Origin of the sequence: Muricauda brasiliensis, from assembly GCF_003057865.1 — a bacterium.
Taxonomy (GTDB): domain Bacteria; phylum Bacteroidota; class Bacteroidia; order Flavobacteriales; family Flavobacteriaceae; genus Flagellimonas; species Flagellimonas chongwuensis.
Genome location: NZ_QBTW01000015.1, coordinates 45,286 through 67,188, shown reverse-complemented (window position 1 = coordinate 67,188; position 21,903 = coordinate 45,286). Strand labels below are relative to the sequence as shown.

Genomic DNA, 21,903 nt, shown 5'->3' with positions numbered 1-21,903 from the left:
ATATATCGTATGGCATCAAACAAAAAATATTGGAAAAGTGAAGCGGAGTTGAATCCGAACGATTCCATTGTTGAGGCGCTAAGAAACAACGAGTTTACCGAAGAGATTCCCGTTGATGAGTTTTTGGGGGACAAGGAGAATTTGTCCCAATCGAACACATCGCGTAGGGATTTCTTGAAATATGTAGGTTTCAGTACTGCTGCTGCAACTGTTGCGGCGTGCGAAGGCCCGGTTCATAAATCGATTCCGTATGTGGTTCAGCCGGACAACATTGTTCCGGGTGTGGCAAACTACTATGCTACCACTATTGCGGACGGTTTTGATTTTGCCAGCATCTTGGTGAAGACCAGGGAGGGAAGGCCTATCAAAATTGAAAACAATACCGATGCAAAAGTTAATGGCGGTGCCAATGCAAGAGTGCAGGCTTCTGTTTTGACTTTGTATGATAGCAAAAGAGTTCAAGGGCCAATGGCCAATGGTGAGCCTGTTGAGTGGAAGGTCTTGGATGCTACGGTTAAGGCAAAATTGAATGGGTTAAAAGGCTCTAGCAAGCAAGTGGTGCTGTTAACGCAGACCTATGCCAGTCCTTCAACAACAAAATTGATATCTGAGTTTAAAGCGGCTTACGGGGAGAATGTAAACCATGTAGTTTACGATGCCATTTCCGAAGATGCCGCGTTAAATGCATATAGTAAAGCTTACGGTGAGCGTGCCTTGGCCGACTACGACTTTGAAAAAGCTGATTTAATCGTTTCTTTCGGAGCTGATTTCCTTGGGGATTGGCAAGGAGGAGGATATGATTCTGGTTATGCCAAAGGTCGTGTTCCCAAAAACGGAAAAATGTCCAGACATGTGCAGTTGGAGGCCAATATGTCTTTGACAGGTGCCAATGCGGACAAGAGATATCCAATGACGCCGACCCAGCAGAAAGTTGCCCTTGCCAAATTGTACGGTAAGTTGAACGGCAGCAATGTTGGTGGCGGAACATCTGATGTTGATGAAGCTGTGGATAAAGTTGCAGCGGAAATCAGAAAAGCTGGTAGCAAGGCGGTTGTTGTAAGTGGTCTTAATGATGAGAATGCACAGACCGTTGTGTTGGCAATCAATAAATTGTTGGGCAGTGAGGCTTTCGATACAGACAAACCAAAATATGTGCGTCAAGGTGATGCTGCAAAAGTGAACAAGCTTATTGCGGACATGAATGCGGGTCGTGTTGGTGCATTGATTATGGATGGTGTTAACCCAGCCTACACGTTGCCAAATGCCGATGAGTTCCTCGCTGGACTTGGGCGGGTAGATGTGTCGGTTGACTTTGCTTTTAATAATGATGAAACGGCTCAGGCTTCTACTTATGTTGCTGCAGCTTCGCATTATTTGGAATCTTGGGGTGATGCCGAATTCAAAAAAGGAGAATTTAGCTTAATGCAGCCAGCCATTAGGGAGTTGTTTGATACGAGACAGTTTCAAACAGCACTTTTGGCCTGGATGGGCATTGAGAAAACATATTACGAATACATCAAAGAAACTTGGAGTACGGATATGCTTCAAGGTGGTTCATGGAACAAAGCTTTGCAGGATGGTGTTTACGCTGCCTCGGCAAGTGTTGCTGTAGTGGAAGGAGCTGAACCGCAAACAACTTCTCAGGAAGATACCGAAGAGGTTCAGCCAGAGATTGTTCCAATTGCTTCTGCAATTCGCTCTTTGGTGAATTCAACAAGTTCCGGTACCGAGTTGGTACTGTATTCTAAAACGGGTATGGGTGACGGTCGTCAGGCCAATAACCCTTGGTTGCAGGAATTCCCTGACCCAATTTCTAGGGTATCTTGGGACAACTATTTGACCGTTTCCAAAGCAGATGCCGAAGCTTGGGGTCTTGAGAATAGTATTGAGGCTGATGGTGGAGTAAATGGTAGCTACGTTAAATTGACCGTGGATGGAAAAGTGTTGGAAAATGTTCCAGTGATCATTCAACCGGGTCAAGCTGTTGGTACCGTTGGTCTGTCTTACGGTTATGGTAAGAAGGCCGGTATGCAGGAAGAGATGGCAACGGGAGTTAATGCTTACGCTTTGTATAGCAATTTCTCCGATGTGCAATCTGTAACCGTTGAGAAAACTGGAGGGGAGCATGAGTTTGCTTGTATCCAGTCGCATAAAACATTGATGGGTAGAGGAGATATTATCAAGGAAACTACCTTGGAGATTTTCAATACCAAAGACCACGCAGAGTGGAACCCGATGCCGCACGTAACTTTGAATCACAATGAAATACCTGTGACTTCTCCGGATGCGGACCTTTGGGAAGAATTTGATAGAAGCGTTGGGCATCACTTTAACCTGTCCATCGATTTGAACGCATGTACCGGCTGTGGTGCCTGTGTTATAGCATGTCATGCAGAGAACAACGTTCCCGTGGTTGGAAAGCGCGAAATGCGTCGTTCCAGAGATATGCACTGGTTGCGAATTGATAGGTACTATTCTTCTGAGGAGACCTTTGAAGAAGATAATGAGAAGAAGGAAAACATGGACGGCCTTTGGGGTGATCAAGGTTCTCTTGGTGGTTTCAGGGAGATGGAAGACCCATCTGCCAACCCACAAGTTGCTTTCCAGCCAGTAATGTGTCAGCATTGTAACCACGCTCCTTGTGAAACTGTTTGTCCGGTTGCGGCAACATCTCACGGTAGACAAGGTCAAAACCATATGGCATATAACCGTTGTGTAGGTACGAGATATTGTGCCAACAACTGTCCGTATAAAGTTCGTAGGTTCAACTGGTTCTTGTACAATAACAACGACGAGTTCGACTTCAACATGAACAACGATTTGGGTAAAATGGTAATCAACCCGGATGTGAACGTACGTTCAAGAGGTGTAATGGAAAAATGCTCTATGTGTATCCAAATGACCCAAAAGACTATTTTGGATGCCAAGAGAGATGGAAGAGTCATCAAAGATGGTGAGTTCCAGACAGCATGTTCTGCAGCTTGTAGCAGTGGAGCTATGGTATTTGGAGATATCAATGATCATGACAGTAAAGTGGCAGAGTTGAAGAACGATGACAGAATGTACCATCTGTTGGAGCATGTAGGAACAAAACCAAACGTGTTCTACCATGTTAAAGTTAGAAACACCAACGAGGCTTAATCAATAAAAGAAGTAACTAGAAGATAAATTATGGCGTCGCATTACGAAGCACCTATTCGAAAGCCCTTAGTGGTCGGAGACAAAGGATACCACGATGTAACAGTGGACATTGCCCGTCCGGTTGAGGGAAAGGCCAATAAGCAATGGTGGATTGTATTTTCCATCGCATTAGTGGCATTCCTCTGGGGTCTAGGATGTATCATTTATACCGTTTCCACGGGTATTGGGGTTTGGGGACTTAACCGAACCGTTAACTGGGCCTGGGATATTACCAACTTTGTATGGTGGGTAGGTATTGGTCACGCAGGTACACTGATTTCAGCTGTACTCTTGCTTTTCCGCCAAAAATGGAGAATGGCGATCAACCGTTCTGCAGAGGCGATGACCATTTTCTCGGTTGTTCAGGCTGGTTTATTCCCGATTATCCACATGGGTCGTCCATGGTTGGGGTACTGGGTACTTCCTATTCCTAACCAATTTGGTTCCTTGTGGGTGAACTTCAACTCACCATTGCTTTGGGACGTATTTGCGATTTCAACATATCTTTCTGTATCATTGGTGTTCTGGTGGACAGGTCTATTGCCTGACTTTGCCATGATCCGTGACAGGGCGGTAAAACCATTTCAAAAGAAAATATATAGCTTGTTGAGCTTCGGTTGGACAGGTAGGGCTAAAGACTGGCAGCGTTTCGAGGAAGTTTCCTTGGTATTGGCCGGTTTGGCAACACCACTTGTACTTTCTGTACACACCATCGTATCGTTTGACTTTGCTACTTCTGTAATTCCAGGATGGCACACTACCATCTTCCCACCGTACTTCGTTGCCGGTGCGATTTTCTCTGGATTTGCCATGGTGAACACGCTTTTGATCATTATGAGAAAAGTGTGTAGTCTTGAAGCTTATATTACAGTACAGCATATTGAGTTGATGAACATCGTAATCATGATTACAGGTTCCATTGTAGGATGTGCCTACATCACGGAGTTGTTCATTGCTTGGTACTCTGGGGTTGAGTACGAACAGTACGCCTTCTTGAACAGGGCTACAGGGCCTTACTGGTGGGCTTACTGGTCCATGATGACCTGTAATGTGTTCTCGCCTCAGTTCATGTGGTTCAAAAAATTACGTACCAGTATTATGTTCTCTTTCTTTATCTCTATTGTGGTAAACATAGGGATGTGGTTCGAGCGTTTCGTGATTATTGTTACCTCATTGCATAGGGATTACCTGCCATCCTCATGGACCATGTTCTCCCCAACATTTGTAGATATCGGAATTTTTGTGGGAACCATCGGATTCTTCTTTGTATTGTTCCTGTTGTATTCCAGAACATTCCCGGTAATTGCTCAGGCAGAGGTAAAGTCAATCTTGAAAGCATCCGGAGAAAAATATAAGACACTTAGGGATTCAGGTAAGCCGTTATACGTAATGCCACAAGGTGTGAATAGAACAGTTACTTATAGCGAGCCAATAACTGATGATGTTTTAATGGGCGAACCTGCACCAATGGTAGGAGATAAAGTAGGGGTTGATGAATTGCTTAGTGCAGTAGGAACATTTGATTCCACCACGGAAACACCGGACGACCTTAAAAAGATTAAAGGAGTAGGCCCGGAAATGGAGCGTACCTTGAACGAAATTGGCATATTTACCTATGCCCAGGTCGCAAGAATGACCGAAAGAGAATATGATTTGCTAGACTCGATTACTGGAAGGTTCCCAGGGCGTGCACAACGCGATGATTGGGCTGGTCAAGCAAAGTTGTTAAACGATAAAAAATAATTATGGCGTCAAAAGTTATACAGGCACTTTACAACGACGATGATGTGTTGATGCATGCCGTAAAAAAAGTTAGGGCAGAGCACCATCATATCGAAGAAGTGTACACTCCCTTCCCGGTTCACGGGTTGGACAAGGCTATGGGATTGGCGGATACACGAATCGCTATTACATCCTTCCTTTACGGATGTTTGGGGCTAACCGTCGCCATAGTTATGATGAACTTTATCATGATTGAGGATTGGCCTCAGGATATTGGAGGTAAACCAAGTTTCAGTTACTTGGAAAATATGCCAGCCTTTGTTCCTATCATGTTCGAGCTTACGGTGTTTTTTGCAGCTCACTTGATGGTGATCACTTTTTACCTTAGAAGTAGAATGTGGCCGTTCAAAAAAGCCGAGAACCCTGATAAACGTACGACCGATGATCACTTTTTGATGGAAATCGGTTTACACGATAACGAAAATGAACTTGCCGAGTTGTTGTGGGAAACAGGAGCGGTAGAAGTAAAAGTTACAGAAAAGGAGTCTTAATAATATGAAGCAATTAGGTAAAATAAGTGTTGTTTTGGTACTGGTTATCTTCGCTGCATCTTGCGCGGACAAGAACAGTCCAAACTACCAATTCATGCCAAACATGTACGAACCTGTAGGATATGAGGCCTATCAAGGTGTGGATAACGGATTGTTCCCCGATGGGACCGAAGCCATGTTGCCACCGGAAGGAACCATTTCCAGAGGATACATGCCCTATGAGTTTGAAAACACTCCGGAAGGTAAGGAACTAGCAAGATTGAATACAAGTCCATTGGATTCCTTGAAACATGAGGAAAATTTGGTAAAAGGAGCGGAGCTATACGCAATTTATTGTGCCGTTTGCCATGGACCAAAAGGAGATGGTCAAGGCAATCTTGTTAAGAACGAAAAAATATTGGGTGTTCCCAGCTACGATGATCCAGCTAGAAATATTACGGTAGGAACCACTTACCATACTATTTATTATGGATTGAACTCGATGGGCTCTTATGCCTCACAATTTGCCAACGAAGAAGAAATGTGGCAAGTGTCCGAGTACGTGATGAAGTTAAAGGAAGACCTAACAAAATAATAGGATAAGAAGAAACTATGTATACCTTTTCAAACAAACTTAGACTAGGATCTTTCATCGCCATGGGGCTTGGATTCGTTTTCCTTGTAATTGGTTTTATATCTGCCCCTTCAACGGTGGAAGAAGCCAAGGCCATGGTAGCAGTGCACGATGATGGTCATGGAGGAGGACATGCAGAAGCAGCCGCCGAAAGCCATGGTGATCAAGGACATGGAGCAGAGGCCGCTCACGGTGAGGAACACGATTCTTCGCACGATGAGCATTTGTTGAGCCAGTTGAAAAACAGGCCATGGTCCGCTCTTTATGTAGCAGCCTTCTTTTTCTTTATGATTTCTCTTGGCGTTTTGGCTTTCTATGCCATACAGCGCGCAGCCCAAGCAGGATGGTCCCCATTGCTCTTTAGGGTTATGGAAGGGATTACCGCTTACTTGGTGCCTGGAGGAATTATTGTATTTGTAATTCTATTGCTTTCAGCAATGCATATGAACCACCTTTTTGTGTGGATGGATTCTGAGGTGGTTGCCCATGACGAGTTATTGCAAGGAAAAGCAGGATATTTGAATCCAACTTTCTTCTTGATCAGAGCGGCAATATTTTTGGGCGGATGGATTTTCTACCGTCAGTATTCAAGAAAATTGTCTTTGGCACAAGATGAATCGAATGACAATACCAACTTTGTAAAAAACTTTAGATGGTCTGCCGGTTTCTTGGTATTCTATCTTGTAACCGAATCCATGATGTCTTGGGACTGGATTATGAGTGTTGATCCACACTGGTTCAGTACCTTGTTCGGATGGTACGTGTTCGCAAGTATGTTCGTATCTGGTATCACGGTGATTGCCATGGTAACCGTTTACCTTAAATCAAAAGGATATTTAGAGGATGTAAACAACAGCCATATTCACGATTTGGCCAAGTTTATGTTCGGTATCAGTATTTTCTGGACCTATTTATGGTTTGCACAGTTTATGTTGATATGGTATGCAAACATTCCTGAGGAGGTTACCTATTATGTGGCACGGTTCCAAGATTATAAACTTCCATTCTTCGGAATGTTGGTACTGAACTTTGTGTTCCCGTTATTGGTGCTTATGAACAGTGATTACAAGAGAATCAACTGGTTTGTGATCATGACCGGTATTGTGGTGCTTTTTGGCCACTATTTGGATATATTTAATATGATAATGCCTGCAACGGTTGGTGACCAATGGTTTATTGGTCTACCAGAAATTGGTGGTATTTTGTTCTTCGGAGGTCTGTTCGTTTACTGGGTGTTTACCGCTTTGACAAAGGCACCTTTACAGCCCAAACGAAATCCATTTATAGAGGAGAGTAGACATTTTCATTATTAATACATTACGATTTAAGTCTTAGATAGATATACGATGACTGCATTATTAACATTTACTGTTTTAGTACTGGTTGCGATTGCGATTTGGCAGATGACCAAGATTTTTGAACTATCGCAAACTAAAACAGAACGCACTGAGATAGCTAACGATTCCGATAACAAGAACAACGGTTATTTGTTGTTTGCGTTTCTCATTTTTATTTACGGAATCACAATTTTCAGCTTTGCCAAGTATTATAAAATGCTTTTGCCAGAGGCGGCATCCGAACATGGTGGTGACTACGACCAGTTAATGTGGGTCTCTTTCGCAATAATCTTTTTTGTACAGACCATTACACAGGCATTGTTGCACTACTTTGGTTACAAGTACAGGGGAGAAACAGGTAAAAAAGCACTTTTCTTTGCAGATAATGACAGATTGGAGTTTATCTGGACCATTATTCCGGTGATAGTATTGGCAGGTCTAATCCTTTGGGGATTGTACACATGGACCAATATTATGGATATCAACGAAGATGATGACCCATTGATTGTGGAACTGTATGCACAGCAATTTAACTGGACAGCTAGATATGGAGGAGATGACAACGTTTTGGGCGAGGCCAATGTTCGGTTGATTGATATTGCCAATGCCAATGTTCTGGGTATTGATGAATCTGACCCTAACGCGGAAGACGATATCATTGTAAAAGAACTACACTTGCCAGTTGGCAGAAAAGTGAACTTTAAAATGAGGTCTCAAGATGTATTGCACTCTGCGTACATGCCTCATTTTAGAGCTCAGATGAACTGTGTTCCTGGTATGATTACACAATTTTCATTTACACCAACAGTGACAACAGAAGAGATGCGATTGAATCCTGATGTTGTGGATAAGGTAAAAAGAACCAATGCCATACGTGCTCAAAAAGGCGATGATCCATGGGAATTCGATTACATATTGTTGTGTAATAAAATATGCGGAAAATCTCACTATAACATGCAGATGAAGATTATAGTGGAGACCGAAGAGGAATTCAATGCTTGGATGGCCGAGCAGAAAACCTTTAAAGAATCTGTAATGGTTGATGAAGCAGAAACAGAAGCCGAAGAGCAAGTAGCCAGTACAGATGAAGAGGCAGATGTTGAATTAGAAGAATCCGCTTCGGAAGAGTAACAAACAACTTAAAAGAATAACGAAAAATTAATTGGAATATGTCTGAAGTAGCCCATGTAAGTCACGATGATCACCACGATGATCATGGACATCACCATAAGGAAACTTTCATCACAAAATACATTTTCAGTCAGGACCATAAGATGATATCCAAGCAATATCTGATTACCGGTCTAATCATGGGATTCATTGGTATTGCTATGTCATTGTTGTTTAGAATGCAATTGGCATGGCCGGGCGAGTCTTTCGGGATTTTTGAGGCTGTTCTGGGAAAATGGGCTCCGGATGGTGTTATGGATGCCGATATTTATTTGGCATTGGTGACCATCCACGGTACTTTAATGGTATTCTTTGTGTTGACACAGGGATTGAGTGGTACTTTTAGTAACCTTTTGATTCCATTGCAGATTGGCGCTAGGGATATGGCTTCCGGATTTATGAACATGATTTCTTACTGGATGTTCTTTATATCATCTGTCATCATGATTATTTCATTGTTCGTAGAGGCAGGCCCCGCAGCTGCAGGTTGGACCATTTATCCACCATTGAGTGCGCTTCCAATGGCGCAGCCAGGTTCTGGTATGGGTATGACGCTTTGGTTGGTATCCATGGCCATCTTTATCGCTTCTTCATTATTGGGTTCATTGAACTACATTGTAACGGTGATCAACCTTAGAACAAAAGGGATGTCCATGACACGTTTGCCATTGACTATCTGGGCTTTCTTTGTAACGGCAATTATCGGTGTTATTTCTTTCCCTGTATTGTTATCAGCAGCTTTGTTGCTGATCATGGATAGAAGCTTTGGAACCTCTTTCTTTTTATCGGATATCTTTATTCAGGGAGAGGTGTTGCACTACCAAGGTGGATCACCCGTATTGTACGAGCATTTGTTCTGGTTCTTGGGTCACCCCGAAGTATATATCGTATTGTTGCCTGCATTGGGTATCACATCCGAAGTAATGTCAACAAATGCAAGAAAACCAATTTTCGGATATAGAGCGATGGTTGCCTCCATCTTGGCAATTGCCTTCTTGTCCACAATTGTGTGGGGCCACCACATGTTCGTATCTGGTATGAACCCTTTCTTGGGATCTGTATTTACATTTACAACACTATTGATTGCGATACCATCAGCGGTAAAGGCATTTAATTATATCACCACTCTTTGGAAAGGTAACCTGCAGCTCAACCCTGCCATGTTGTTCTCTATTGGTTTGGTGTCAACATTTATCACGGGAGGTCTAACAGGTATCATTTTGGGTGACAGTACGTTGGACATCAACGTTCACGATACATACTTCGTGGTAGCTCACTTCCACTTGGTAATGGGTATATCCGCCCTGTACGGAATGTTCGCAGGTATTTATCACTGGTTCCCAAAAATGTTCCATGGCCGTATGATGAACAAAAACTTGGGTTACGTACACTTCTGGATTACCGCAGTGTGTGCCTACGGGGTATTCTTCCCGATGCACTTTGTGGGAATGGCAGGTGTGCCACGTCGTTACTACGAGAACACAGCATTCCCAATGTTCGATGAGTTGACGAACGTACAGGTATTAATGACCGTATTTGCGATAATCGCAGGTTTGGCGCAGTTGATATTCGTTTACAACTTTATCTCAAGTATATTCTACGGTAAAAAAGGACCTGTTAACCCATGGGGCTCAAATACCCTGGAATGGACAACTCCTAGGGAGCATATCCACGGAAACTGGCCTGGAGAAATTCCACACGTGTACCGTTGGGCATATGATTATAGTAAAACATACGAGAATGGTGAGTACATCATAGCAGGGCAGGATTTTGTTCCGCAAAACGTTCCGCTTCAAGAGAACGAAGAAGAACTCAACCACTAAAAACATAGTTATATTAGTGAGAAGGCCCGTCCAATTTGGATGGGCTTTTTTTGTTGGAACATATTTTGAGGTGAATTGTATATCTTTAAACAAGCATTCCCCTTTTCATAAAGAAAACCGTGATGAAAAAAATCGTAATCCTGCTATTAGTTTTAGTTCCAATGGTGACCATTGCCCAACGTAAGCCTAAAATAAAGGGTAGTCGCATTGTAACCCAGGTCAGTGAGGAGTTGCCACCATTTAATGCTGTAATCTTAAATGATGACCTTGAAATCAACCTGAAGAAATCTTTGGGGCCAGGTTACCATCTTATAGCTGATGATAACTTAGTGGACATTCTAAAATTCGAGGTGAATGATGGCACTTTGGTTATCAGTTCTTACTATAACATCACGGCAAAAAAGGAGTTGGAAATCACAGTGAATTATACCCAACTCAATGCGATTACTGTAAAAAACGGGGCTATGGCTTCCCAAGACGTTATCCAATCCGAGGAACTGTTCGTGGATGGTTTCAATAATACCAAATTGGACATTAAGGCGAATGCAGATGTAATGGACATCAATTTAGAAGATACCAGTAGCGGCGATTTTCATCTAGAGGTAGATTCGTTAAACGTAAATCTGAACAAAAGGGCACAGGCCTATGTGTACGCACAGATAAATTCCGGCGTTGTAGATATGGAAGGAAATTCATCCTTGGCCATGGAAGGCACTTCGGATAGATTTCATGCCAATTTGTTGGACGATGCCAACTATAAGGGCGAAACCATGCAAATAAATTCAGCGCAACTCGAAATTACCGGCACGGCCAATGCTAGAGTGTATTCATTTGGTGATATATCCATAAAATCCTCTGGAAACGCAGGTATTTACCTCTACGGCACACCAAAGATTACCATAGAAGAATTTTTGGGGACCTCCCAGCTCATCAAAAAAGAGGATTGACGATTATTTGGTGATAGGAGCACTCATGCAATGCTTGGGAATACCAAAACCATCCACCAAAACTTCAATATGCGGCCTTAGTTCTGTAGATAATCGTTCTACGCGCTGACGGATAGCCTTGGATTTGGTATTGCCAATGTAGCCTTGCTCCAAAAACCACCTTGCATCCGAATTTATTTGGTCCAAGGCGTATAGGCAACCCACCTTTTCCATTAAAGCACGATACTTAAGGTCGGTAATAACTTCGATGTGGTCACAAAAAATACTGTAGGACAGCTCAATGCTATAGGCCTTGCCGAGAGCCAGTAAATGGGATTGAACCTTTAAAAAAGCTTGATACGAAGGAATTCCTTTTTTGATGTAGTCCCGTATGCGCATCGCCAAGGTATATGTTAGCCTTCTGGTCCGGTAATCAAAAGCATGCTTGTGAAACTTTGGATTATAAAGGTGTTCGGCATCAACTTTGTTGGAATAGAGTGGGTTGATAGCCGTAAGTTTATCCGTAAGCTGTGTCTGCAAAAGTTTAAGTACCGATGCAAAACCGGCACTGTTGAACTCCGCCCTAAAATCCGATAGAACACCTTTGGCCGCTAGTTGTAGCAAAACGGTATTGTCACCTTCAAAAGTGGTGAAAATGTCTACATCGCCTTTAAGGTCCGCAATACGGTTCTCCAATAAATACCCCTTGCCACCGCATGCCTCTCTACACTCCTGAATGGCATCATTGGCGTACCATGTTATAATGGATTTCAACCCTGCTACTTGGGTTTCTATCTTTCGCTTATCAGGTTGGGAGTCGTCACTGTAGCACTTCATCATATCCTCCAAGGTGAAATGATATACGTAGGCCGCTGCAATTTTTGGGGTTAATCGTAATTGATGGGTGGGGTAGTCCATGATCAGGTCCTCCTGAATTTTAACGTTGTCGTTGAACTGTCTGCGGTTAAGTGCATATTTTACCGCAATGGACAAGGCCATTTTGCTGCCTCCCAGAGCACCCCGGGCCACACAAATACGACCGCCGACCAAAGTTCCCAACATGGTGAAAAAGCGCTTGTTCGGATTCTTAATGGTGGAAAAGTAGGAACCATCATCCTTGATTTCCCCATATTTGTTCAGCAAGTTTTGTCTGGGGACCTTTACATTGTTGAACCAGATTTTTCCATTATCCACCCCGTTCAGTCCCAATTTATAGCCATTGTCCTCGATGGTGATGCCTTCCAGTGTATCGTGATTTTCGTTCCTCAGCGGAACCAAAATCGCATGCACACCTTCATTTTTGCCATCGACGATAAGCTGTGCAAAAACAGATGCCATTTTCGAATGCAGCGCATTTCCGATGTATTCCTTGTTGTCGTTCTTACCTGGGGTATGTATAATAATGGAATCCGTTGCTTTGTCGTAAGTAGCCGTTGTTTTGATGCCACGGACATTGGAACCATGCCCGGTTTCTGTCATTGCAAAGCAGCCCAGTAATTTTGTTTTCCCTGCATCGGTCAAATATTGGTCATGATGCTTTTTTGTGCCCAATTTTTGAATGCTTCCACCAAAAAGACCAAATTGAACCCCAAATTTTATGGCCAAACTACCGTCCACGAACATCAGATGCTCAAAAATAGCGGCGTAGGCCGGCATGTTGTCAGTTCCGCCATATGTGCCAGGATAGGCCATTGCACCGTATCCAGCTTCGCCTAAAAGCTGTACCTGTTTCAAAACCCTATTCCGGAATTCATCTTTATCCCGTAAAATTTCCCAAGCAAAATCCGGTTTATCCAAAAATTTCCGGAACTCATCTACTTCCTCGGCATGTTCTCCCTTTAAAATAGTATCCAGAACATCGGCATCGTATTCGTCCGAAGTTTTTTCATGAACCACCTCCACATCGAACAAGTGGTTGTAGTGGTTGGGCTGTATGCCAAGATGAACTTCGATATGTTTTAACTGCTCGTTCAATTCATCGTTTTTCACCAATCTTTGGCTAAGTGAGGTTAGAGGGTAGGTGTCGCTCTCAATCAGTTTTACTTTGGAAGTGGCAATGGTCTGCTTCCAGTTTTTGATTTCATCATCATGCGGAGGACGGTCCTTGTGCAACCAACTGTCCAATTGTTTTTTCTCTTCACTGCTCAATGTTTCATCAAGCTTTATTGCTTTTTGAACAACCGATATTTCGGAAGCGGAGAGGAGGTCGTCAGACCAAATGACATAGAAAAAAGGGATGTATTGTAGAATTCCAGTGGAATAATCTGTGGTAACCATAAAGGGATATATTGATGTATTTTAAACTTATCTAAGGTAAGATTTAGATTTTTAAGAAGTGAACGCTATCAGGTATTTTAGTGCTTATGACTTTAGGTGGATTCTGTTTTCAACTATATTTGTTGAACCATGAATGAAAATTTAGATCCAACAGGCGATAATCTTTCTCCGGAAGAATTTGATATAGAAAGAGCTTTACGGCCCATTAGTTTTGATGACTTTACAGGGCAGGCCCAAGTACTCGAAAACCTGAAGGTTTTTGTACAGGCTGCCAATCTTCGGGGCGAGGCCTTGGACCATACCCTTTTTCATGGTCCTCCGGGTCTTGGTAAAACAACGTTGGCCCATATTCTTGCCAATGAGCTTGGCGTGGGAATAAAGGTCACCTCTGGTCCTGTGCTGGACAAGCCTGGCGATTTGGCCGGCTTGTTGACCAATTTGGATGAAAGGGATGTCCTTTTCATAGATGAGATCCATAGGTTGAGTCCAATTGTGGAAGAATATCTGTATTCCGCTATGGAGGATTATAAAATCGATATCATGATCGAGACAGGGCCCAATGCCCGTACCGTGCAAATAAACCTAAGTCCGTTCACCTTGATCGGAGCCACTACGCGATCCGGTCTATTGACAGCTCCCATGCGGGCGAGGTTCGGGATTCAGAGCCGTTTGGAATACTACAATACCGAACTTTTATCCACCATTGTGGAGCGTAGCGCCGAAATTTTAAACGTACCCATCACCAACGATGCCGCGATAGAGATTGCAGGTCGCAGTAGGGGGACGCCCAGAATCTGTAATGCACTTTTGCGCCGGGTCCGGGATTTTGCCCAGATAAAGGGTAACGGGAACATTGACCTTGAAATTTCGCAATTTGGTCTTAAGGCCCTAAACGTGGATGCTCATGGATTGGATGAAATGGACAATAAAATCCTGACTACCATTATAGACAAGTTCAAAGGAGGGCCGGTCGGAATCACCACCTTGGCAACGGCAGTTTCCGAAAGTGCCGAAACGTTGGAAGAAGTTTACGAGCCTTTTTTGATTCAGCAAGGTTTTATAATGCGAACCCCGAGAGGGCGGGAGGTCACTGAACTTGCCTATAGGCATTTGGGCAAGGTGAAGGGTGGTACGCAGGGCGGATTGTTTTGATGTTTTGTTGCTTTCCAGTTAAATCTTTTTGTAATTTACTTGCTTGTTTGATTGTCTTCTTGGATTGGAGATCCATTGTATGGGAATCAAGGAAAGCACCCCTATCTTATCATTTCGTAATTGCTTTGCATGATTAAAGAGGAATCATGGACGAACCAATACATCCTGAAGAGCAGAGTTCGGATAAAAACCTGGCCATTGCTCGCCAGATTAAAAAGCTGTGCGTGCAATTGGGGGTCTGTGTCATTTTGATGCTGGGGTTGGCCTTTACAGTGGTATTGGCCGCATTCGGCGACTTTGGTTCCAAAGAGTATGCAGTACTTCCGGATGATGTCTTTTATCTGGATTACAATGTGTACAATCTCTCCAACTCTGCTAAGAACCAAAAAATAAAGGAAGGATTCGAAATTTTCAGGAACACTCCGCAACATTTGGGACCCAAACAAACGGATTCAACGCAAATGTATGCAGGAAACAATCTGGCTTGTGCCAGTTGTCATCTAAATGGCGGAACCAAACCCTACGCCGCACCATTGATTGGCGTTGTAAAGCGCTTTCCACAGTATCGTGGTCGAGAGGATAAAATGGGAACCATAGAGGAGAGAATCAATGGTTGCATGGAACGCAGCATGAATGGCAAGGTGCTTTCCGAAAACAGTGAAAAAATGACATCGTTGCTCGCTTATCTGGAATGGTTGGGCAGGGCTGCACCATCCAACGGTAAAATCGAGGGTCAAGGCTTTTTAAGTGTTGAGATTCCGAATAGGGCAGTGGATTTAAAACATGGAGAGCTTGTTTTTCAACAAACCTGTGTAGAATGCCATGGTACGGATGGACAAGGAGAGTCACAGGAAGACGGTACCTATTTGTACCCACCTTTGTGGGGAAACGATTCGTACAACAATGGCGCTGGTATGACTCGAGTAATTACCGCAGCGCAGTTCATTAAAGGGAATATGCCCTACGGAACCACATATGACAGCCCCATGCTTACCGACGAAGAGGCATATGATGTTGCAGGTTATATCAATCAAAAATTGAGACCAACAAAGCCTAACCGAGAGGTTGATTTTCCGGATTTGGTCAAAAAGCCTGTTTCCACCCCGTATGGTCCTTATTCAGACCATTTTAGTGAACAGCAGCATCAATTGGGGCCATTTCAACCCATTATGAAATATTATAAAGATGAATTTGATATGGTTAAGACCAAGTGAAACCCTGTTGAAGAAATCACTTATGTAGTCCGCATCCTTTCAAAATCAATTGTAGGCCCCAAGATAAGGTTTCAAAGGTTGTTTCATTATCCAATTCGCAGACGTCCTTTGCGGTAATGATGGATTCTATTCCCATTAAAAGTACGGACAGATGAATCAATTTTTCTTTCTCCTCTTCACTTAAATCAACATTGTTGGATTTAAAGTACTCTCGGAGCGTGTTGATTCGGTTTTTTCCTCTACGCATTTGGGGGTTGGATGATGCCAATACAGCTGCCAAAAACTTTCTTGAGGTTTGTTCGTTTCGAAGACTGAAATCCAAGTATGCCTTTTGGATGTTTAGAAGAGTGTCATTTTCTGATGTTTCCTTGTCATTGCCAAAAAAACTATCAGGTTTGGGAACGTCCAGTTGAAGAATCAAATCCATGGAAATAGAATCAATATTGGTGTAGTACCTATAAATTGTTGCTCGGGAAATACCAGCGCTCTCCGCTACATTCTCCATGGTCAAGGCTACTTTCTTTTCCAATAACTTCCTTGATGCTTCAAGGATTTTATCCCTCGTATTTTGTTTCTGTTTTTTACGTCCGGACGTAATATGTTTCTCTTTCATGAGACAAATATCTCATTAAATTTTGACCTGTAAAAATAAATCTATATGTTTGTGAGACAAAAATCTCATAAAAATGAAAAACAATACTTCAAAATGGGTCTTAGGCCAAAAAGTGACGTTGCATCCGACCACGGGTGATTATGATTTAGTAGTTTGTGAAACTCCAGCTGGTGCGCAAGGACCCCCGCCACATGTACACAGCGAATACAAAGAGGCTTTTATGGTCGTCCAAGGCGAACTTGAGTTTTTTGTAAACGGGGAAACCTTTATCTGTAAACAGGGAGAGTCGGTAGATATTCCGCCTGGAACCCTGCATACGTTCAGTAATAAAACGGATACTGCCTGTACTTGGGTAAATATTCATAGTCCAAAAGGGTTCTATAAATTTTTTGAGACTTTCGGCATTCCCGAAACTGAAGAGGATGCTATTATGAAGTCAGTGGAACCTGAAATTATTCAAAAAGTTTTGGCTACGGCATCACAATATGATATGGCCATTCCGCCTCCACCACAGCATTAATGATTTACTCTTTTGTATCTTGGCATTTCAATACTTTATTGAACATCTATATTGAATGCTCTTCAGAAAAATACAGAACTAATAAAGACCGAAGCCAAGCGCCTCGGTTTTTTGTCGTGCGGTGTTTCCAAGGCCGGATTTCTGGAGGAAGAAGCGCCTCGTTTGGAGAAATGGCTTAAGCAGAACATGCATGGCGAAATGCAGTACATGGAAAACCATTTTGATAAGCGTTTGGACCCTACAAAATTGGTCGAAGGTTCCAAGTCGGTGATATCACTGTTACTGAATTATTTTCCTTCTGAAGAACAAAACCCAGATTCCTATAAAATTTCCAAATATGCTTATGGGATGGATTATCACTTTGTGATAAAGGACAAGCTCAAAAGTTTGCTTCATTTTATTCAAGAAGAAATTGGCGAGGTCCACGGACGCGCATTCGTGGATTCCGCACCGGTTCTGGACAAGGCATGGGCCGCTAAAAGCGGTTTGGGCTGGATTGGGAAGAACAGTAATCTGCTGACCCAGCAAGTGGGTTCTTTTTATTTTATCGCTGAACTGATTGTGGATTTGGAGCTCGAATACGATGCGCCCGTCACCGACCATTGCGGTACTTGCACGGCCTGTATAGATGCCTGCCCCACCGAAGCGATTGTACAGCCCTACGTGGTCGATGGCAGTAAGTGCATTTCTTACCTCACCATTGAGTTGAAGAACGAAATCTCTTCAGAATTTGATGGCAAACTGGACGAATGGATGTTCGGTTGTGATGTTTGCCAAGATGTATGCCCTTGGAACCGTTTTTCCAAATCGCATAGCGAACCCCTTTTCAGCCCTCATCCAGATCTGTTGTCCTTCACCAAGAAAGACTGGGAAGAGATTACAGAGGATGTGTTCAAAAAAATCTTCAAGAAATCAGCGGTAAAACGAACCAAACTTTCAGGTCTTCAACGTAATGTCAATTTTCTGAAGAAATAACATTATATTGAACCATATTCTTTGAATATTCTTGATTTTTTTAAAAGAATGTTGAAGAAGTGGCTAAACAAACAACATGATTAGGATTACAAAACCAAAACTGAGTTTTTGGCAGATTTTCAACATGAATGTTGGTTTCCTTGGAATCCAATACAGTTTTGGTCTGCAGCAGAGCGCCATTAACCCCATATTTCTTTTTTTAGGTGCTACGGAAGAAATGCTCCCCATTCTTAATATTGCAGGTCCGGTTACTGGGTTGATCGTTCAGCCTATTATTGGGGCCGTATCGGATAAAACTTGGTCCCCACGTTGGGGTAGGCGAAAACCCTTTTTTTTGATTGGAGCCATAATGGGAAGTATCTGTTTGTTTGCTTTTCCATTGAGTCCAGCTTTATGGTTCGCTGTAGGACTATTATGGATTTTGGACGTAGGTAACAATATGGCCATGGAGCCCTACCGGGCATTTGTGGGTGATAAATTGCCGGAGTCCCAGTTTAGTATGGGCTATCAGATGCAGAGTCTATTTGTGGGAGCGGGCATTCTTTTGGCCAATGCCTCTATCTTTTTATTTCAAGATTGGTTTGGAGGAGGCCAAGAGGTTGAGGGGACTGTACCCAAATGGTTGTATTATTCCTTTTTTATAGGTTCTTTTCTTTCCATAGCCACTATTTTATGGTCTGTGTTAAAGACGCCCGAAATCCCTCCAACAGATGAGGAATTGGCTGAAATCAATAAACACAAAGCACTTCCGTTTGCCGAACGGTTCAAGGTTCCTTTTGTAGAAATTGCCCACGCGGTAAAGCAAATGCCCAAATTTATGTGGAAGCTGTCCGCGGTTTACCTTTTTCAGTGGTACGCATTATTCGTGTATTGGCAGTTTATTACTCCCTTGTTTAGGGTCTCGCTGGGGTACGATACTTCCGAGGCGGCAGCACAAGCAGCTAAAATGAGTACCACCTATAATATAGTTACTGCTGTAGTAGCATTGGTTCTGGTGCCATTGACCTTGCGATTTGGGGGCAAAAAAGTGTATGCTTTGAGTTTGCTCGGAACGGCAATTGCTCTATTTTCCATCCCGTACATTCAGGATCCAATTTATGTGCTTTTCCCGATGGTGCTGTTCGGAATCGGTTGGGCGGCCATGATGGGAATCCCATACAGTATGGTGTCCAAAGTGGTCCCGCAGGAAAGAAGAGGAGTTTACATGGGCATATTGAATATGATGATTGTAATCCCGATGGGTATTGAAACACTTTCTTTTGGCCCTATTTTTAAAAACCTTTTAGGTGGTAATTCGGTTAATGCGATGCTTTTTGCTGGCGCGTTTTTTGTTATTGCAAGCATTTTGGCCATGCGACTCAATGTGAAAAGGGCAAAAGAGGATTATCCCTTGGATTCCTAAACCAAACTGAGGCAGTCGGTTATAAACACATGTTTTCAAATTTTCGGATAAGTTGAAATTGATTCTTAGTATTTTAAGATAAAAGCAACGAATGCCCTAACTTTACCACTTCATTTTCGATAATATGAGCAAGGAAAAGCAAAGAAGGGAAGCGTTACTGTATCACGCAAAACCACAACCAGGAAAAATAAAGATTGTACCAACAAAACCATATTCCACTCAAAGGGATCTGGCACTGGCCTACTCGCCGGGAGTGGCCGAACCTTGTTTGGAAATTGAAAAGAACAAGGACGATGTATATAAGTACACTGCAAAAGGGAACATAGTCGCCGTAATTTCCAACGGAACAGCTGTATTGGGTCTGGGAGATATAGGTCCAGAAGCTTCCAAGCCGGTAATGGAAGGAAAGAGTTTGCTTTTCAAGATTTTTGCTGACATAGACGGGATCGACATCGAATTGGATACCAAAGATGTTGATCGCTTTATCGAAACGGTGAAGACCATCGCTCCAACTTTTGGAGGTATCAATTTAGAGGACATCAAAGCTCCCGAAGCTTTTGAGATAGAAAGAAGATTAAAGGAGGAACTGGATATTCCGGTAATGCATGACGACCAGCACGGTACTGCTATCATCTCCGCTGCTGCTTTGTTGAATGCGTTGGAGATAGCAGATAAAAAAATCGAAGAAGTCAGGATTGTTGTAAGTGGCGCGGGCGCAGCGGCAGTTTCCTGTACCAAATTGTACAAGGCATTTGGGGCAAAGGCGGAAAATATCGTAATGCTCGATAGTAAAGGAGTAATTAGAAGCGATAGAGAGAATTTAAGCGCTGAAAAGGCAGAGTTTGCCACCGATAGAAAAATAGATACACTCGAAGATGCCATGGTAGGTTCCGATGTATTTATTGGACTTTCCATTGCGGACATTGTATCACCGGAGATGTTGAACTCCATGGCGGAAAATCCAATTGTATTTGCCATGGCCAATCCTAATCCCGAAATCGAGTATGACCTGGCCTGTGAAACCAGAAAGGATATTATTATGGCCACGGGACGTTCCGATCATCCTAACCAAGTGAACAATGTACTTGGATTCCCTTTTATTTTTAGAGGAGCCTTGGATGTGCGTGCTACCAAAATCAATGAAGAGATGAAAATGGCCGCCGTTAGGGCATTGGCCGATTTGACAAGGGAGCCTGTGCCTGAACAGGTAAATATTGCTTATGATGCCACAAGGTTGACCTTTGGCAGAAATTATATCATTCCAAAACCATTCGACCCACGTTTGATAACCAAGATTCCACCGGCAGTGGCAAAAGCCGCCATGGATAGTGGGGTCGCCAAATTTCCGATTCAAGATTGGGACAAGTACGAAGAAGAATTGTACCAAAGGTCGGGCAACGATAATAAAGTAGTAAGGTTGTTGCACAATAGGGCCAAGGTAAATCCAAAACGTATCGTGTTTGCCGAGGCTGAATTATTGGATGTAATGAAGGCCGCTCAGATTGTTTATGAGGAAGGGATAGCCACGCCTATTCTTCTTGGAAACAAGGAAATCATAGAACATCTGAAGAAAGAACTGGAATTTGATGCCGAGGTGCCGATTATAGATCCTCGTTCCGATGAGTTCAGTGAAATGCGTTCCAGATATGCGCTAAAGCTTTGGGAACTCAGAAAAAGAAAGGGTGAGACCAAATACAGTGCGCGTGTCAACATGGGCAAGCGTAACTATTTTGGAGCCATGATGTTGAGGGAAGGCGATGCTGATGGTATGATTTCCGGCTATTCAAGGGCGTACCCTAAAGTTTTACGTCCTGTTTTTGAAGTACTGGGAAGGGCGAAGAACGTGCAGAATGCCAGTACAGTGAACATTATGATTACGGATAGAGGCCCTCTATTTTTAGCGGATACCTCCATTAATATAAATCCAAATGCAGAAGAGCTTGCCGAGATTGCCCAAATGACGGCAAACGTGGCCAAAACCTTTGGTTTTAATCCAATCATGGCATTGCTTTCCTATGCGAACTTTGGCTCGTCAAACCATCCCCACGCTAAAAAGGTGCGTGAGGCCGTTAGAATTCTACACGAGAGAAACCCTGAATTGGTGGTCGATGGTGAAATTCAAACTGATTTTGCACTAGACCCGGAAATGAGCGATAAAAATTTCCCGTTCTCCAAAATATCAGGTCAAAAGGTGAACACTTTTGTATTTCCGAACTTGGAATCCGCCAACATCACCTACAAGCTTTTGAAAGGTCTGAATAAAGCCGATTCGATTGGGCCAATAATGGTCGGATTGACCAAGGCTGCCCACATCTTACAATTGGGGGCAAGCGTGGATGAAATGGTAAATATGGCCGCAGTGGCCGTTATCGATGCCCAAGAAAGGGAGAAAAGACGAAAAGCTAGAATGCAAGGAGAATAGCCTCCA

The 21,903-nt window shown here is 43.1% G+C and carries 16 protein-coding genes; 14 read left to right on the top strand and 2 right to left on the bottom strand.

Going from position 1 to position 21,903, the window contains the following annotated elements:
- Positions 1–9 precede the first annotated feature (9 nt).
- From DCK90_RS11210 to DCK90_RS11175, 8 genes are all read left to right on the top strand, one after another.
- Complete coding sequence (locus tag DCK90_RS11210; RefSeq protein WP_108246307.1) at positions 10–3,141, top strand: TAT-variant-translocated molybdopterin oxidoreductase; 3,132 nt, start codon at positions 10–12, stop codon at positions 3,139–3,141.
- 30 nt (positions 3,142–3,171) lie between these two features.
- The gene (gene nrfD, locus DCK90_RS11205) at positions 3,172–4,923 is read left to right on the top strand and encodes an NrfD/PsrC family molybdoenzyme membrane anchor subunit (protein WP_108246306.1); all 1,752 of its coding nucleotides are present in this window, start codon (positions 3,172–3,174) and stop codon (positions 4,921–4,923) included.
- Positions 4,924–4,925: 2 nt separating this feature from the next.
- Complete coding sequence (locus tag DCK90_RS11200; RefSeq protein WP_108246305.1) at positions 4,926–5,453, top strand: DUF3341 domain-containing protein; 528 nt, start codon at positions 4,926–4,928, stop codon at positions 5,451–5,453.
- A gap of 4 nt (positions 5,454–5,457) precedes the next feature.
- Complete coding sequence (locus tag DCK90_RS11195) at positions 5,458–6,027, top strand: c-type cytochrome (RefSeq protein WP_108246304.1); 570 nt, start codon at positions 5,458–5,460, stop codon at positions 6,025–6,027.
- Between the two features lie 17 nt (positions 6,028–6,044).
- Positions 6,045–7,379, top strand: a complete 1,335-nt coding sequence (locus tag DCK90_RS11190; RefSeq protein WP_108246303.1) for a quinol:cytochrome C oxidoreductase — start codon at positions 6,045–6,047, stop codon at positions 7,377–7,379.
- A gap of 33 nt (positions 7,380–7,412) precedes the next feature.
- Positions 7,413–8,534, top strand: a complete 1,122-nt coding sequence (locus tag DCK90_RS11185) for a cytochrome c oxidase subunit II (protein ID WP_108246302.1) — start codon at positions 7,413–7,415, stop codon at positions 8,532–8,534.
- A 38-nt stretch (positions 8,535–8,572) separates the two neighbouring features.
- On the top strand, positions 8,573–10,396 hold the full coding sequence (locus tag DCK90_RS11180; protein WP_108246301.1) for a cytochrome c oxidase subunit I: 1,824 nt from the start codon (positions 8,573–8,575) through the stop codon (positions 10,394–10,396).
- Between the two features lie 122 nt (positions 10,397–10,518).
- Complete coding sequence (locus DCK90_RS11175; RefSeq protein ID WP_108246300.1) at positions 10,519–11,343, top strand: GIN domain-containing protein; 825 nt, start codon at positions 10,519–10,521, stop codon at positions 11,341–11,343.
- A gap of 3 nt (positions 11,344–11,346) precedes the next feature.
- Here DCK90_RS11175 and DCK90_RS11170 read toward each other — a convergent pair whose 3' ends face one another.
- Complete coding sequence (locus DCK90_RS11170; protein WP_108246299.1) at positions 11,347–13,599, bottom strand: acyl-CoA dehydrogenase family protein; 2,253 nt, start codon at positions 13,597–13,599, stop codon at positions 11,347–11,349.
- A 129-nt stretch (positions 13,600–13,728) separates the two neighbouring features.
- Here DCK90_RS11170 and ruvB point away from each other — a divergent pair, with 129 nt between their 5' ends.
- Together ruvB and DCK90_RS11160 are read left to right on the top strand one after the other, a co-directional pair.
- Positions 13,729–14,751, top strand: a complete 1,023-nt coding sequence (gene ruvB / locus DCK90_RS11165; protein ID WP_108246298.1) for a Holliday junction branch migration DNA helicase RuvB — start codon at positions 13,729–13,731, stop codon at positions 14,749–14,751.
- Between the two features lie 146 nt (positions 14,752–14,897).
- Positions 14,898–15,965, top strand: coding sequence for a c-type cytochrome (locus tag DCK90_RS11160; RefSeq protein WP_234414749.1), 1,068 nt, complete (start codon positions 14,898–14,900; stop codon positions 15,963–15,965).
- 16 nt (positions 15,966–15,981) lie between these two features.
- On the opposite strand, the gene DCK90_RS11155 is transcribed toward DCK90_RS11160, so the two are convergent.
- Positions 15,982–16,578: a TetR/AcrR family transcriptional regulator gene (locus tag DCK90_RS11155; protein WP_108246297.1), complete on the bottom strand. Its 597-nt coding sequence runs from the start codon at positions 16,576–16,578 to the stop codon at positions 15,982–15,984.
- Between the two features lie 73 nt (positions 16,579–16,651).
- Here DCK90_RS11155 and DCK90_RS11150 point away from each other — a divergent pair, with 73 nt between their 5' ends.
- The 4 genes from DCK90_RS11150 (at position 16,652) to DCK90_RS11135 (ending at position 21,897) form a co-directional block, all read left to right on the top strand.
- A complete protein-coding gene (locus DCK90_RS11150; protein ID WP_108246296.1) occupies positions 16,652–17,098 on the top strand; it encodes a cupin domain-containing protein in 447 nt (148 codons plus the stop codon).
- 51 nt (positions 17,099–17,149) lie between these two features.
- Positions 17,150–18,073 carry a tRNA epoxyqueuosine(34) reductase QueG gene (queG, locus tag DCK90_RS11145; protein WP_108246295.1) on the top strand — a complete coding sequence of 308 codons (924 nt, stop codon included), beginning with the start codon at positions 17,150–17,152 and terminating at the stop codon, positions 18,071–18,073.
- Between the two features lie 76 nt (positions 18,074–18,149).
- Positions 18,150–19,475 carry an MFS transporter gene (locus tag DCK90_RS11140; protein ID WP_394339704.1) on the top strand — a complete coding sequence of 442 codons (1,326 nt, stop codon included), beginning with the start codon at positions 18,150–18,152 and terminating at the stop codon, positions 19,473–19,475.
- A 124-nt stretch (positions 19,476–19,599) separates the two neighbouring features.
- The gene (locus tag DCK90_RS11135) at positions 19,600–21,897 is read left to right on the top strand and encodes an NADP-dependent malic enzyme (RefSeq protein WP_108246294.1); all 2,298 of its coding nucleotides are present in this window, start codon (positions 19,600–19,602) and stop codon (positions 21,895–21,897) included.
- Positions 21,898–21,903 lie beyond the last annotated feature (6 nt).

What these genes read in the sequence shown, in the direction of transcription:
- DCK90_RS11210 (WP_108246307.1), top strand. Translation starts at nt 10, where the DNA reads ATGGCATCAAACAAAAAATATTGGAAAAGTGAAGCGGAGTTGAATCCG.
- nrfD (WP_108246306.1), top strand. Translation starts at nt 3,172, where the DNA reads ATGGCGTCGCATTACGAAGCACCTATTCGAAAGCCCTTAGTGGTCGGA.
- DCK90_RS11200 (WP_108246305.1), top strand. Translation starts at nt 4,926, where the DNA reads ATGGCGTCAAAAGTTATACAGGCACTTTACAACGACGATGATGTGTTG.
- DCK90_RS11195 (WP_108246304.1), top strand. Translation starts at nt 5,458, where the DNA reads ATGAAGCAATTAGGTAAAATAAGTGTTGTTTTGGTACTGGTTATCTTC.
- DCK90_RS11190 (WP_108246303.1), top strand. Translation starts at nt 6,045, where the DNA reads ATGTATACCTTTTCAAACAAACTTAGACTAGGATCTTTCATCGCCATG.
- DCK90_RS11185 (WP_108246302.1), top strand. Translation starts at nt 7,413, where the DNA reads ATGACTGCATTATTAACATTTACTGTTTTAGTACTGGTTGCGATTGCG.
- DCK90_RS11180 (WP_108246301.1), top strand. Translation starts at nt 8,573, where the DNA reads ATGTCTGAAGTAGCCCATGTAAGTCACGATGATCACCACGATGATCAT.
- DCK90_RS11175 (WP_108246300.1), top strand. Translation starts at nt 10,519, where the DNA reads ATGAAAAAAATCGTAATCCTGCTATTAGTTTTAGTTCCAATGGTGACC.
- DCK90_RS11170 (WP_108246299.1), bottom strand. Translation starts at nt 13,599, where the DNA reads ATGGTTACCACAGATTATTCCACTGGAATTCTACAATACATCCCTTTT.
- ruvB (WP_108246298.1), top strand. Translation starts at nt 13,729, where the DNA reads ATGAATGAAAATTTAGATCCAACAGGCGATAATCTTTCTCCGGAAGAA.
- DCK90_RS11160 (WP_234414749.1), top strand. Translation starts at nt 14,898, where the DNA reads ATGGACGAACCAATACATCCTGAAGAGCAGAGTTCGGATAAAAACCTG.
- DCK90_RS11155 (WP_108246297.1), bottom strand. Translation starts at nt 16,578, where the DNA reads ATGAAAGAGAAACATATTACGTCCGGACGTAAAAAACAGAAACAAAAT.
- DCK90_RS11150 (WP_108246296.1), top strand. Translation starts at nt 16,652, where the DNA reads ATGAAAAACAATACTTCAAAATGGGTCTTAGGCCAAAAAGTGACGTTG.
- DCK90_RS11140 (WP_394339704.1), top strand. Translation starts at nt 18,150, where the DNA reads ATGATTAGGATTACAAAACCAAAACTGAGTTTTTGGCAGATTTTCAAC.
- DCK90_RS11135 (WP_108246294.1), top strand. Translation starts at nt 19,600, where the DNA reads ATGAGCAAGGAAAAGCAAAGAAGGGAAGCGTTACTGTATCACGCAAAA.